Source organism: Pseudomonas sp. K5002 (assembly GCF_013386655.1).
Taxonomy (GTDB): domain Bacteria; phylum Pseudomonadota; class Gammaproteobacteria; order Pseudomonadales; family Pseudomonadaceae; genus Aquipseudomonas.
In genome coordinates this window covers 1-11,644 of record NZ_JACARK010000301.1, presented here as the reverse complement: position 1 = coordinate 11,644, position 11,644 = coordinate 1, and the positions used below count along the sequence as shown (strand labels likewise).

General features: G+C 61.2%; 13 protein-coding genes and 1 tRNA gene. 4 read left to right on the top strand and 10 right to left on the bottom strand.

The annotated features are described in order from the left end of the window. From HX846_RS15415 to HX846_RS15395, 5 genes are all read right to left on the bottom strand, one after another. Positions 1-649, bottom strand: a 649-nt coding sequence (locus HX846_RS15415; RefSeq protein ID WP_218645430.1) for an SAM-dependent methyltransferase, incomplete at its 3' end; no start/stop codon positions are given. Continuing rightward, complete coding sequence (locus HX846_RS15410; RefSeq protein WP_032899447.1) at positions 630-1,319, bottom strand: ABC transporter permease; 690 nt, start codon at positions 1,317-1,319, stop codon at positions 630-632. The genes HX846_RS15415 and HX846_RS15410, both read right to left, overlap by 20 nt. A gap of 38 nt (positions 1,320-1,357) precedes the next feature. Continuing rightward, complete coding sequence (locus HX846_RS15405) at positions 1,358-2,053, bottom strand: ABC transporter permease (protein ID WP_003218063.1); 696 nt, start codon at positions 2,051-2,053, stop codon at positions 1,358-1,360. 73 nt (positions 2,054-2,126) lie between these two features. Then, positions 2,127-2,879, bottom strand: coding sequence for an ABC transporter substrate-binding protein (locus HX846_RS15400; protein WP_003218061.1), 753 nt, complete (start codon positions 2,877-2,879; stop codon positions 2,127-2,129). Between the two features lie 13 nt (positions 2,880-2,892). Next, positions 2,893-3,666, bottom strand: a complete 774-nt coding sequence (locus HX846_RS15395; RefSeq protein WP_003218059.1) for an ABC transporter ATP-binding protein — start codon at positions 3,664-3,666, stop codon at positions 2,893-2,895. 554 nt (positions 3,667-4,220) lie between these two features. Here HX846_RS15395 and gabP point away from each other — a divergent pair. Beyond that, positions 4,221-5,612: a GABA permease gene (gabP, locus tag HX846_RS15390; protein ID WP_003218057.1), complete on the top strand. Its 1,392-nt coding sequence runs from the start codon at positions 4,221-4,223 to the stop codon at positions 5,610-5,612. 135 nt (positions 5,613-5,747) lie between these two features. On the opposite strand, the gene HX846_RS15385 is transcribed toward gabP, so the two are convergent. Both HX846_RS15385 and HX846_RS15380 read right to left on the bottom strand, forming a co-directional pair. After that, on the bottom strand, positions 5,748-6,161 hold the full coding sequence (locus tag HX846_RS15385; RefSeq protein WP_134325579.1) for a hypothetical protein: 414 nt from the start codon (positions 6,159-6,161) through the stop codon (positions 5,748-5,750). A gap of 73 nt (positions 6,162-6,234) precedes the next feature. Further along, positions 6,235-7,155 carry an alpha/beta fold hydrolase gene (locus HX846_RS15380; RefSeq protein WP_102367918.1) on the bottom strand — a complete coding sequence of 307 codons (921 nt, stop codon included), beginning with the start codon at positions 7,153-7,155 and terminating at the stop codon, positions 6,235-6,237. Positions 7,156-7,327: 172 nt separating this feature from the next. Here HX846_RS15380 and HX846_RS15375 point away from each other — a divergent pair, with 172 nt between their 5' ends. The 3 genes from HX846_RS15375 to HX846_RS15365 all read left to right on the top strand — a co-directional run bounded on the left by HX846_RS15375 (position 7,328) and on the right by HX846_RS15365 (position 10,549). Then, a complete protein-coding gene (locus HX846_RS15375) occupies positions 7,328-8,293 on the top strand; it encodes an arsenic resistance protein (protein ID WP_102367919.1) in 966 nt (321 codons plus the stop codon). Positions 8,294-8,380: 87 nt separating this feature from the next. Next, positions 8,381-10,021, top strand: a complete 1,641-nt coding sequence (locus tag HX846_RS15370; protein WP_032899441.1) for a glycosyltransferase family 39 protein — start codon at positions 8,381-8,383, stop codon at positions 10,019-10,021. A 252-nt stretch (positions 10,022-10,273) separates the two neighbouring features. Next, entirely contained in the window at positions 10,274-10,549 is a 276-nt protein-coding gene (locus tag HX846_RS15365; RefSeq protein ID WP_008435692.1) for a hypothetical protein, read from the top strand. A 91-nt stretch (positions 10,550-10,640) separates the two neighbouring features. Here the strand turns inward: HX846_RS15365 and HX846_RS15360 are convergent. From HX846_RS15360 to HX846_RS15350, 3 genes are all read right to left on the bottom strand, one after another. Further along, positions 10,641-10,716 (bottom strand) — tRNA-Phe (locus tag HX846_RS15360). 103 nt (positions 10,717-10,819) lie between these two features. After that, positions 10,820-11,092 (bottom strand): oxidative damage protection protein, encoded by a 273-nt coding sequence (locus tag HX846_RS15355; RefSeq protein ID WP_087693327.1) that lies wholly within the window; start codon positions 11,090-11,092, stop codon positions 10,820-10,822. Continuing rightward, positions 11,089-11,644: NUDIX domain-containing protein (locus tag HX846_RS15350; RefSeq protein ID WP_178965658.1), on the bottom strand; the 556-nt coding region annotated here is incomplete at its 5' end. The genes HX846_RS15350 and HX846_RS15355, both read right to left, overlap by 4 nt.

The window sequence follows — 11,644 nt, the reverse complement described above, 5'->3', positions numbered from 1 at the left end:
CCAGCCGGAGCAGGCGCACATGCAGGTCGCCGCAGGCGTGCAGTGCCACCGGGGTTTGGTCGCGGCTGATCTGTACGTCGGCCATCACATCTTGCAGGCGATGGGTGACGGGCAATTGATGGTGTTCGCTGAGGGCTTGCCCTGAGGCGATGAGGGCCGGGTCGTATTCCAGGCAGGTCAGTTGCTGCCCGGGTTGCAACAGGCGGCGGCCGAGGTGGCCCTTGCCGGCACACCAGTCTAGCCAGTGTTCGGAGGTTTGGCGAAATTGCAGCGCGGCACCGAAGGCTTCGATCTGCTGCCATTTGCGGCCGGGTACATCGACGTTCAGGCGATGACGGGCGGCGGGTAGCGGGCGGGACGGTAAGTTATCCACAGCGCTGAGATTCAGCGACTGCATGGCCAGCTCAGGGAAAGGCGCAGGCGCCGGCAGGTGGTGAGGCTGGTTATGGCTGCTTTCCGCTTCGGCCAGCGAGCGCTGGCGCAGCCAATGGGCCAGTTCGGGATGCTGGGTTTCCCACGGCAATTGCAGATGGGTAAAGGGCCGTGGTCGCCACAGCCCTTGATGTTCGGTGAGGAACACATCCAGCGCCTGGAAGCGGGCGAGCAGTTGCTCACCCGTCAACAAGGCGTCAGCGGCCCTGGCAGGCATCGACCCGCAACCAGCGCTCCAGCAGCTTGAAGAAGCGCACCAAAACGTAGGACATCAGCAGGTAGAACAACCCGGCAGCGAAGAAGATCTCCACCGGCAGGTAGGTGCGGGCAATGATCGTGCGGGCCATGCCGGTCAGTTCCAGCAGGGTCACGGTACTGGCCAGGGCGCTGGCCTTGAGCATCAGGATCACTTCGTTGCTGTAGGCCGGCAGGCCGATGCGCGCGGCACGCGGCAGGATGATGTAGAACAGCGCCTTGGGCCTGGACATGCCCAGCGCCCGCGCGGCTTCGATTTCACCCGGCGGGATGGCCTGGATCGCGCCGCGCAGGATCTCGGCGATATAGGCGGCGGTGTGCAGCGTCATGGTGGCGGTGGCGCACCAGAACGGGTCCCGCAGGTACGGCCACATGAAGCTTTCACGCACGGCGTCGAACTGTGCCAGTCCGTAGTACACCAGGAATAGCTGCACCAGCAGCGGCGTGCCGCGGAAGAAGAAAATGTAGCAGTAGGGCAGGGTGCGCACGTACCACAGGCGTGACGAGCGGGCGATGCCCAGCGGGATTGCCAGCAGCAGGCCGGCGATCACGGCGATGGCCACCAGCTCCAGGGTCAGGGTTGCGCCCTGGGCCAGTTTCGGCAGCCATTTGATGATCACGGCCCAGTTCAGGCCCAGGTCGAAATGCGACAGCCAGCTGTAGTCGCCACTCATTGCGTGCTCCTCGCAAAGCCGCGCGCGGCACGTTTTTCCAGGAAGTGCATGCCGGTCATCGCCAGGACAGTGAGGCCCAGGTACATGAAGGCCGCGACCATAAAGAAGGTGAAGGGCTGCTTGGTGACGGTCACGCCGATCTGCGCGTGGCGCATGATTTCTTCCAGGCCGATCACCGAGACCAGCGCGGTGTCCTTCATCAGAATCATGAACAGGTTGCCCAGGCCCGGCAGCGCGATGCGCCACATCTGCGGCATGATCAAGCGGGTGAAGATCCGGACCTTCGACAAGCCCAGTGCGACACCGGCTTCACGGTGGCCCTTGGGAATGGCCAGGATCGCGCCGCGGAAGACTTCCGTGGCGTAGGCGCCAAAGCACAGGCCCAGGGCGATCACCCCGGCGGCGAAAGCGCTGAGGGAAAGGTCGGGGTTGCCGAAAAACTCCCCGAGGGAGCGCATCAGGTTGACCGTGCCGAAGTAGATCAGCAGGACCCACAGCAGTTCCGGGATACCGCGAACCAGGGTGGAGTAGCTGCCGCCAAGCCATTGCAGCGGCTTGTACGGGGAAGTCTTGGCCAGGGCGCCGGCCAGCCCGAGCACCAGCCCGAGGCACAGGGCGGTGAGCGCCAGCTTGACGGTCATCAGCGCGCCGGCGGCGAGCGCCGGGCCGAATCCGTAGAGGTCGAAATTCATGGTTTAGTCGTTTCGCAAGGCAAAGCTCAGGACCGGCGCACTCAAGCGAGCACGCCGGGCAGGCCATTCAGGATCACTCGATACTGAAAGGGAAGTACTTGTCGTTGATCTTCTTGTAGGTGCCGTCGGCCTTGATTTCAGCCAGGGCTTTGTTCAAGCGCTCGCGCAGCGGGTCGCCTTTGCGTACGGCGATACCGATCTTGTCGCTCTCGACCACCGGGTCGCCCTTGAATTCGTAGGCGGAGCCGTCTTTGCTTTTCAGCCACTCGTACTGCACGTACTTGTCGGCGAGCATCCCGTCCAGGCGGCCGGAAGTCAGGTCGAGGTAGGCGTTTTCCTGGGTGTCGTAGAGCTTGGCGGTGGTGTCCGGCAGTTTGTCTTCCAGGTAGGTACCGGCCAGCGTTGCGCGCTGTGCACCGATGATCTTGCCCTTCAGGTAGTCCGCGTCGGTCTTGAAGTCTTTGTTGGCTTTGGGCGCGATGAACTGCAGCTTGTTGGAGTAGTACGGGTCGGTGAAGTCGACGGCCTGCTTGCGTTCATCGGTGATGGACAGCGAGGAGACCAGGAAGTCGAACTTCTTGGCATTCAGGGCCGGGATGATGCCGTCCCAGTCGGAGACATACACTTCGCACTTCTCGACTTTCATCTTGGCGCACAGGGCGTCGCCGATGTCCTTGTCGAAGCCGACGACGTTGCCGCTGGCATCTTTATTGTTGAACGGCGGGTAGGCCGCTTCGATCCCCATTTTCAAGGTTTCAGCCATCGCCGTGGCGCTGAACGCCATCGAAACAGCGGCGGCCAAGAGGAATTTTTTATAGTTCTGCATGCATGTTGCTCCGTTAGCGGTTGCTGGACATGAATTGTTTGCAGCGCGCCGAAAGCGGGTTTTCAAATACCTGCTGTGGCGATCCTTGCTCTTCGACCAGGCCCTGGTGCAGGAACACCACTTCACTGGACACCTGGCGGGCAAAGCCCATTTCATGGGTGACCAGCAGCATGGTGCGGCCTTCTTCGGCCAGGGCGCGGATCACATTAAGTACTTCCTGAACCATTTCCGGGTCAAGGGCCGATGTGGGCTCGTCGAACAGGATGACTTTGGGCTGCATGGCCAGGGTGCGTGCGATCGCGGCGCGTTGTTGCTGGCCGCCGGACAGTTGCGCGGGGTAGGCATGACGCTTGTCACTGATGCCGACCTTGGCCAGCAAGGCTTCGGCGATTTCAGTGGCTTCGGCCTTGCTCTGGCCGAGCACTCGGCGCGGGGCCTCGATGATGTTGTCGAGGACGCTCATGTGCGGCCACAGGTTAAAGTTTTGAAACACAAAACCGATTTCGCTGCGCAGGCGGTTGATCTGTTTGCCGTCGGCGGCCACCAGTTCGCCGTTTTTCGCAGCCTTGAGCTTGAGCTCTTCACCGGCCACCAGGATTTGTCCCTGGTGCGGGTTTTCCAGCAGGTTGATGCAGCGCAGGAACGTGGACTTGCCGGAACCGGAGGAACCCAGGATCGAGATCACATCGCCGTCGCGGGCGGTCAGCGAGATACCTTTAAGCACCTCCAGCTCACCATAGCGTTTATGCAAGTTGCGGATTTCAAGCGCGGGCGTGGCCTCAGCCATGTGCGGTCCTCATTGTGTTCATTGCGCTCCTGCTGTTGGCCCGCCTTCCTGGCGAGGCGCCAAGCTAGCATAGCGTCCGGATGACAGCCAACAGCCCTGCAGGCGGTAAACAGACGGTCTGCGGCAGGGTGTCGCATCGGCACAGCAGTGTGTCGCGCCATCAACAACCGAACAGCCGTTTGAACCAGTATTCCTACAGGTTTCGCGTAAAAAAGGGCGCGATGGTGCCAGCTTTGGCCGGGTGTTGGAAGGTTTAAACCGGCGAACGGTCCTTATCAGCCCTTTTATGGGGCATCACGCACAAATTGTGTGTGTTTTTGGTGCACTGATTCGTCTTTCAAGTGAGTCGCACAGTAACGCTATAGCGGAATGCCATTAGTGTCAGTGACTTACGAGAGCTATTGAGTTTCCCTACAGCCCGCGTCAATCGTGGCTCTGTAACATTTTGGCGCAAATCTTGCGTAAAAAATAAAGAACGCCCCGTTGGTTTCTTTTCACGAGAAAGACGCCAGACCGGGTGGACCGTATTCGCAATTCCTCGCAAAGGTGTGTCAATGAGTAGTACGCAAAGCTCCAATGACCTCGAACAGGGGCTCAAACCGCGTCACGTCACCATGCTGTCGATTGCCGGCGTTATCGGTGCCGGGTTGTTTGTGGGCTCCGGCCACGCGATTGCTGCGGCGGGCCCGGCCGTGCTGCTGGCTTATGCCGCCGCCGGTACGCTGGTGGTGTTGGTGATGCGCATGCTGGCCGAGATGGCCGTGGCATCGCCGGACACGGGTTCGTTCTCTACTTATGCCGACCGTGCGATCGGGCACTGGGCCGGTTTCACCATCGGCTGGTTGTACTGGTGGTTCTGGGTGCTGGTGATTCCGCTGGAAGCCAACGCTGCCGCGACCATCCTGCACGCCTGGTTCCCCGGCGTGGCGATCTGGGCCTTCACCCTGATCATTACCTTGCTGCTGACCGCGACCAACCTGTTCAGTGTGAAGAACTACGGCGAGTTCGAGTTCTGGTTTGCGCTGATCAAAGTGGTGGCGATCATCGGGTTTGTGATCCTCGGCATCCTGGCGATCTTCGGCTTCCTGCCGGGCAGTCAGGTCAGCGGCGTTTCGCACCTGTTCGACACCCAGGGCTTCCTGCCCAACGGCATGGGCGCGGTATTGGCGGCGATCCTGACCACCATGTTCTCGTTCATGGGCACCGAGATCGTGACCATCGCGGCCGCTGAATCGAAGAACCCGGGCCAGCAGATTTCCAAGGCCACCAACTCGGTGATCTGGCGGATCGGCTTGTTCTACCTGGTGTCGATCTTCATCGTCGTGGCCCTGGTGCCGTGGAATGATCCTGCGCTGGCAGCGGTCGGTTCCTACCAGACCGTGCTGGAACGCATGGGCATCCCGAATGCCAAGCTGATCGTTGACCTGGTGGTGCTGGTGGCCGTGACCAGTTGCCTGAACTCGGCGCTGTACACCGCTTCGCGCATGATGTTCTCCCTGGGCCGTCGCGGTGATGCACCGGCGGTGTCCAAGATCACCAACAAGAGCGGCACGCCTTACTGGGCGGTGTTGCTGTCTACCGGCGCGGCGTTCCTGGCGGTATTCGCCAACTACGTGGCACCGGCGGCGGTGTTTGAGTTCCTGCTGGCCAGCTCCGGCGCCATCGCGCTGCTGGTGTACCTGGTGATCGCCGTGTCGCAACTGCGCATGCGCCAGAAACGCACGGAAGCGGGCGAGAAGATTGCCTTCAAGATGTGGCTGTTCCCGGGCCTGACGTATGCGGTGATCGTGTTCATCGTGGGCGTGCTGACGATCATGTTGTTCCAGGAAGCGCATCAGGTGGAGATCATTGCCACCGGGATCCTGAGCTTGCTGGTAGTTGCGGCGGGGCTGATGGTGTCGCGTCGGCGCAAGGGCCGGAAGGTTGGGGCTGCGGTGCTTAACTGACGGAGTGCTTTCGTCGCAATACCGTTGATCAAATGTGGGAGCGGGCTTGCTCGCGAATGCGGTGGATCAGTCGACATTTGAGCTGACTGACACACTGCCTTCGCGAGCAAGCCCGCTCCCACATTTCGTTTTGTATCAGCCTTCGGAGCTAACAAGCGCCTGTGACGCCGCGACGTAATCGGCCTGGAATTCCGGCGATTCAATCCACGCCAGCGCTGCCGCTTCATCCTCGGTATCCGTGGCCCACTGGCGATACTCGATCAGCGCCGCGAGGATAAAGTCCGTCGCTTCTTCTTCGCCTTCCTGCTCCAGTACCACTGCCAGCAGCGGGTGCGCCAGGAACACGGCACACAGCGCCTGCTGGCTGGTTTCGCCAGCGGTGCGCATCTCCAGGAACAGCTCGGTCAAATCCACCGATTCAAGATCAATGCGGCTGTCATCGCCGGCAAAGGCATCCGGCTTGGTGGCGACGGCGCGTTGGGTGCGATTCTGCTTGGCCTTGGCTTTTGCCCGGTGGGCGCGTTTTTGCTGCTTGTTCGGCGAAGCCATGGGCTCACGTCCTTGGTGTCAGGATCTGGGGGTGGGGTATTGAAGCGCAGGTCTGGAGAAATCCCAAGGCTTTCTAGGTGCGATCCGTCACTTGGCGCCCCGGCGTGCCGTTGGCCAACTCTCCCCTTTGCAGCCAAGCCAATGCAATCGGCCACAACCGATCCTGATACTGGCTGCGAAAGAATGCGAAGTGTCCGACCTCTTTTTCGCCGATATCTTCAGGGGCGATCCGCAGGTGCGTGCGCTCGCTGCCGTCGAAGTAACCCAGCAGGCGCTCGATTGCCGCCACCGTGCCAAACGGGTCGTCGGTAATGCTGATGGCCAATATCTGTGCCTTCACCCGCGAAAACGGCAACTCGGGCAAGGCTCGCCCACTCGGACGTTTTTCATAACTCGGCGTCGGCGTACTCCAGTCGCGTACCACGCCCGCCGGGGTATCCTCCAGCCAGCCTATGCGTTTGCCCGGGAAGTAGCCAAAAACCGCTGTCACCAGCGGCATCACCACATGCCATTTGGCAAGCATCCGCCAGCGCCCGCTCGCCTCGTAGTCGCGCCAGTAGGCAAACTGCGCGCCTACCGTCACCAGGCGCCGAATCACTGCGCCGGAAGCCCCGAGTCCCGCCGCACATCCGCCAAAACTGTGCCCGACCACATCAATCGGTTGGCCGGCAAACTCCCGCTGGGCCCGCTGCAGGATCGCTTCGAAGTCCAGCACGCCCCAATCGGACCATGAGGCCTTGAACCCTTTCAGCGAGCCGCTGCGGGATTCGCCGATGCCGCGGTAGTCGTAGGTAATGACGTCGAAGCCATTGGCAAACAGGTAATCGGCAAACCGTGAGTAGTGACGGCAGCGTACGGAGGTGGCGGCGTTGATGATGACGACCGGGCGTTCAACGTCTGTGCGCGGATGGCGCCATGTGAAGCCGCCGATGGAATGCCCATCGGCTGTGGGCTCGCGGAATGCTTCGGCTTGAGTTCGGGCTGGCAGGTTCATGAACAGGCTCGATCATTGCGCTTTCGATGGGGTGTCAAAGGCCCGTGCGCAGTTTTATGAGAAGTCGAAACTAACAAATTTCTGCTACGAAGACCCCGGGGATTTTTCTGAGGCTCGACCTGAGCGGCACAGATGCCTAGGCTTAGACCCTTTCGCCCACCAGAGCCGGCCCATGACCCGCGACACCCTCGAACAAAACCAGATCCCGATCTACTTCGCCAGCGTGGTGCTGGCTGCCGTTGTTGGCCTGCTGGCGCCCTCCATGGCTCAAGGTGTGGCCGCCCTGGTTACGCCCGCCATCGCCGTGCTGATGTACGCGATGTTTCTGCAAATCCCCTTTCTGGACCTGCGCCAGGGCTTGGGCAACAAACGCTTTATGGCCGCATTGCTGCTGGCCAACTTCATCCTGATTCCGCTGCTGGTGTGGGCGCTGACTCGGGGCCTGGTGGAACACCCGGCGATCCTGGTGGGTGCGTTGCTGGTGCTGTTGACGCCGTGCATCGACTACGTGGTGGTGTTTACCCATATCGGCAAGGGTGACTCGCGGTTGATGCTGGCAGCGACCCCGATTCTGTTGTTGCTGCAACTGCTGCTGTTGCCGGTCTACCTGGGGTTGATGCTGGGGGCGCAGTCGCAGGTAGTGGTTGCAGTGGGGCCGTTTGTCGAGGCCTTCCTGCTGCTGATCGTTGCCCCCATGATTCTGGCGGTGCTGACCACTTCCCAGTCCCGGCGCTCACCGGTCGTCAGTGCCTGGAACGATGCCTGGGCCTGGCTGCCCGTGCCGGCCATGGCGCTGGTGCTGATGGTGGTGATCGGTTCGCAGATCACCGCCGTGGTCCGCGATATCGGCCTGCTGGCGCCGGTGATCCCGGTGTATATCGGCTTCCTGTTGCTGGCCCCGCTGATGGGGGCGCTGGCTTCGCGCCTGTTCAAGCTATCGGCGCCCACGGCGCGGGCGGTCACCTTCAGCGCCTCCACGCGTAATTCCCTGGTGGTGCTGCCGCTGGCGCTGGCGTTACCCGAAGAGATCCGTGGGCTCGCTGCTGCCGCAGTGATCACGCAAACCCTGGTGGAATTGGTAGGGGAGCTACTCTATATCCGCCTGCTGCCGCTGCTGATCTGGCCCGCTCGTCGTTAGGCGGATGAATGTTTGATTCCGTTCAGGGCTTATTCAGGGTGGCGTTCGGCAACATGAGCCGGTTTACCCCACCTGACAGGCTGAATAATGGATCAACACAATCGCTTTCGAATGGAATCGCTGGGTATTTTCCTCATCGCCCTGCTGCTGTTCACCCTGGGCATCTGGGACCAGCAGCCACAGGGCTTCGACGGCCGCTGGGCCGTGTTCATGCAAGAGATGTTTCGCCACGGCGCGAGCCTGTTTCCTACCACCTACGGTGAGCCTTACCCGGACTATCCGGGCACCGCGACCTACCTCAGCTACCTCTTTGCCCGTTTATTCGGCGCGCCCAACGACCTGGCTAACGTGATGCCCACCGCCCTGGCGTCTGCCGGGGTCATGGCGCTGATCTACCGCTTGCTGGTGCCGTCGGGCCGGGCGTGGGCGCTGCTGACGGTGCTGCTCACCGCATTGACTGCCCAGTTGCTGGAGAAGTCGCGCTCGGTGTGCCTGGACCAGATGATCTCGTTGTTGTGCCTGGGGTGTTTCTACCTGCTGCATACCGGTGAGCGCCTGGGCTCGCGGCTGCGCCAATATGCGATCTTTCCGTTGTTCGTGGTGGCGTTTGCCATTCGCGGGCCGCTGGGGTTGATCGAGGTGTGCGGGGTGGCCTGTGTCTACTGGGCGCTGGGCACCGCTCGTACGCGGCAAGAGCGGATTGCACTGCTGAAAAAGGTGATTGCCCACGGCGTGGTCGGTTTGATCCTGCTGGCCGGCTGTTGGTGGGCGCTGTTGAAACTGGCGCGGATCAGCGGGGGCGATGCTTTCGTCGATGATGTGCTGCGGATGCAATTCACCGGGCGCCTTGATGAAACCGGTGAGGCGTTCTACTTCTACTTCAAGCTGAGCCTGTACCGCTATTTCCCGGTGGTGCCGCTGGCATTGGCGACGATGATTGCCCTGCGCCACAAATGGTCGGCCCGCCACGACGATGCCGATGTGCAGTTGATGCTGCGCTTGGCCGCCTGCGGCCTGATGATTTTGCTGGGCTTGTCGGTGCCGCACTTCAAGCGCGCCTACTACATCGTGCCCATGGTCCCGATGTTTGCCGCGGTGGCCGCCTATGGCTTGCTCCAGGCCCAGGGCTGGTTGCTCGGCGTGCGGCGTGGCTATGAGTGGCTGGTGGCGGTCCTGCCGGTGCTGGGCATTGTCGTGGTGTTTGTCTGTCGGCATCTGTGGCACAAGCACGGCTACTGGCCGGACGTTTCAGTGCCGGCGCTGGTGGGTGTGCTGATCGTGCTGCAACTCGCAGCCGTGATTGCCTGGCGCCGTTTGCAGGGCAATCTCGGCCAGCGCCTAGTGGTGCTCAGCGTGATTGCGCTGGCCACCCAATGGCTGGTGCTGGTGAAGGTTGTGGAGCCGGCCAAGGACCTGCAATTCGACACCAGGAACTTCGTAAGCGCGGTGGAAAAGCTGCGTGCCGATAATCCCGGGACCCTGGTGTTCGTCGATCTGGCCAAGGACACCTGGGCGATTCGCTACATCATGAATCTGGATCACGACGAGCAGCCGCTGTTCATCGGGCGCAACCAACCCTTGCTGGTGGATACGCTACCGCGCCCCGCCTGGGTGATTGTGGAGCGCAAGCAAACCGCATTGCTCAGCGGCACGCCGCTGGAACACATGGCGCCGGTGTTCAATGGACGGTTGAATGACAACCCGCTGCTGGTGTTCCTGGTGAAGTGACTCAGTCGCCTTGACATCCTTGTCGGTGGTGACGCCGACGAGAGTGGCGATCACTGGGGAATTAAGGATGGATCAATGGGGTCGGAATGAGGTGTTGATAACCGGCACTTTGGATCGTCTTACTGTATGGTCGCCGCCTGGATGACCGGTTGGTCTGATTGGAGCGCTTTGCAGCCTGCCGCAAAACAGGCGCCTGCTAGGCTTGGGTACTTTCGTGGTGATGAGTTTGGGTGCGACATGGAAGCAGTAAAAATGGATTTTGAGTATGCCGGTGCCGAGAGCGTCGGTAGTGCCCACGTGATCGGCCGTTCCTGGCTTGGCGGCCTCAGCATCTGTTTCGACGGAGGCTGCAGCTACCCCTCGATGATCAGCGTGCTGGAGGCTGTGTTCAGGCGCTACGGACGCCTGGTGCGTTTTGGCGAGTCGCTCTCGGCGCAGGATTGGATTGCGCGCGTGGAGGAGAGTGGTTTTCACATCTCCGAGCAGGAGCGGGTTGCGGTGTTGACGTTGATGCGGGGCGGGGGCTGAAGGAGTCAAAAACGGCAGGCAACAAAAAACCCGCACCAGGCGGGTTTTTTGTGTGTTTCAGATGACATTTGCACCACCTGAAACTAATTAGTGGTGCCCAGAGACGGAATCGAACCGCCGACACGGGGATTTTCAATCCCCTGCTCTACCGACTGAGCTATCTGGGCAACGGGGCGCATTAAACGGGTTTTTCAGGGGGTCGTCAAGCAAGTTTTCAAAAAATATTTAATTATTACCGTCGCTTACGGGCCAACCCCCAAATTTGATCAATTATTCAGCAGGTGGCACGTAGCCGTCGGCCTTGGCGTAATCCTCGCCGGAAAAATACTTGTCCATCTCGCCCTGCAGGTATTTGCGGTCTTCGGCGTTCATCATGTTCAGGCGCTTTTCGTTGATCAACAGGGTCTGGTGCTTTTGCCAGTCAGCCCAGGCCTTGGCGGAGACGTTGTCGAAAATGTCCTGGCCCTTGGCGCCAGGGAACGGGGCGCGCTCCAGGGCGGGCAGTTCTTCGTGGTACTTGCGGCAGATGATGGTGCGGGTCATGACGGAACTCCTGCGTTCAATACTTCAGCCGCGCGCTTCAGCAGTTTTTTCACCGGGGCGGCAAGGCCCAGGCGCGGCGGGGTGGCGAGGTTATACCAGAGCCAGTCAGCCTCGGCCACGTGATGGGCAGACTCCTGGGCCTGGACCAGCCAGGGTTCGATAGCCAGTTGGAAGTGGCTGAAGGTGTGGATCAGGCTCGGCAGCTCCTGGAGTTTGCCCAGCGCCAGCGAGTGCTGGTTGGCCAGGTGTTCCAGGTCGGCCAGGTCATCCAGCTCCGGCAGGCTCCACAAACCGCCCCACAGGCCCGTGGAGGGGCGACGGTAAAGCAGGATCGCGCCCTCGCCATTGGCCAGCATCGGCATCAGCGTGCGCTTCTGGGGCACGGTCTTGCGTGGCTTGGGGATCGGGTAGCGGGTTTCCAGGCCGAGCAGGTGCGCTTCGCAGCCCTTTTCCAGCGGGCACAGCAGGCAGCTGGGCTTGCTGCGGGTGCAGAGGGTGGCGCCCATGTCCATCATGGCCTGGGTGTAGGCGTTGACGCGGTCATGGGGCGTA

Coding starts and splice junctions, on each gene's coding strand:
- HX846_RS15405 (WP_003218063.1), bottom strand. CDS start 2,053: ATGAATTTCGACCTCTACGGATTCGGCCCGGCGCTCGCCGCCGGCGCG.
- HX846_RS15400 (WP_003218061.1), bottom strand. CDS start 2,879: ATGCAGAACTATAAAAAATTCCTCTTGGCCGCCGCTGTTTCGATGGCG.
- HX846_RS15395 (WP_003218059.1), bottom strand. CDS start 3,666: ATGGCTGAGGCCACGCCCGCGCTTGAAATCCGCAACTTGCATAAACGC.
- gabP (WP_003218057.1), top strand. CDS start 4,221: ATGAGTAGTACGCAAAGCTCCAATGACCTCGAACAGGGGCTCAAACCG.
- HX846_RS15385 (WP_134325579.1), bottom strand. CDS start 6,161: ATGGCTTCGCCGAACAAGCAGCAAAAACGCGCCCACCGGGCAAAAGCC.
- HX846_RS15380 (WP_102367918.1), bottom strand. CDS start 7,155: ATGAACCTGCCAGCCCGAACTCAAGCCGAAGCATTCCGCGAGCCCACA.
- HX846_RS15375 (WP_102367919.1), top strand. CDS start 7,328: ATGACCCGCGACACCCTCGAACAAAACCAGATCCCGATCTACTTCGCC.
- HX846_RS15370 (WP_032899441.1), top strand. CDS start 8,381: ATGGATCAACACAATCGCTTTCGAATGGAATCGCTGGGTATTTTCCTC.
- HX846_RS15365 (WP_008435692.1), top strand. CDS start 10,274: ATGGATTTTGAGTATGCCGGTGCCGAGAGCGTCGGTAGTGCCCACGTG.
- HX846_RS15355 (WP_087693327.1), bottom strand. CDS start 11,092: ATGACCCGCACCATCATCTGCCGCAAGTACCACGAAGAACTGCCCGCC.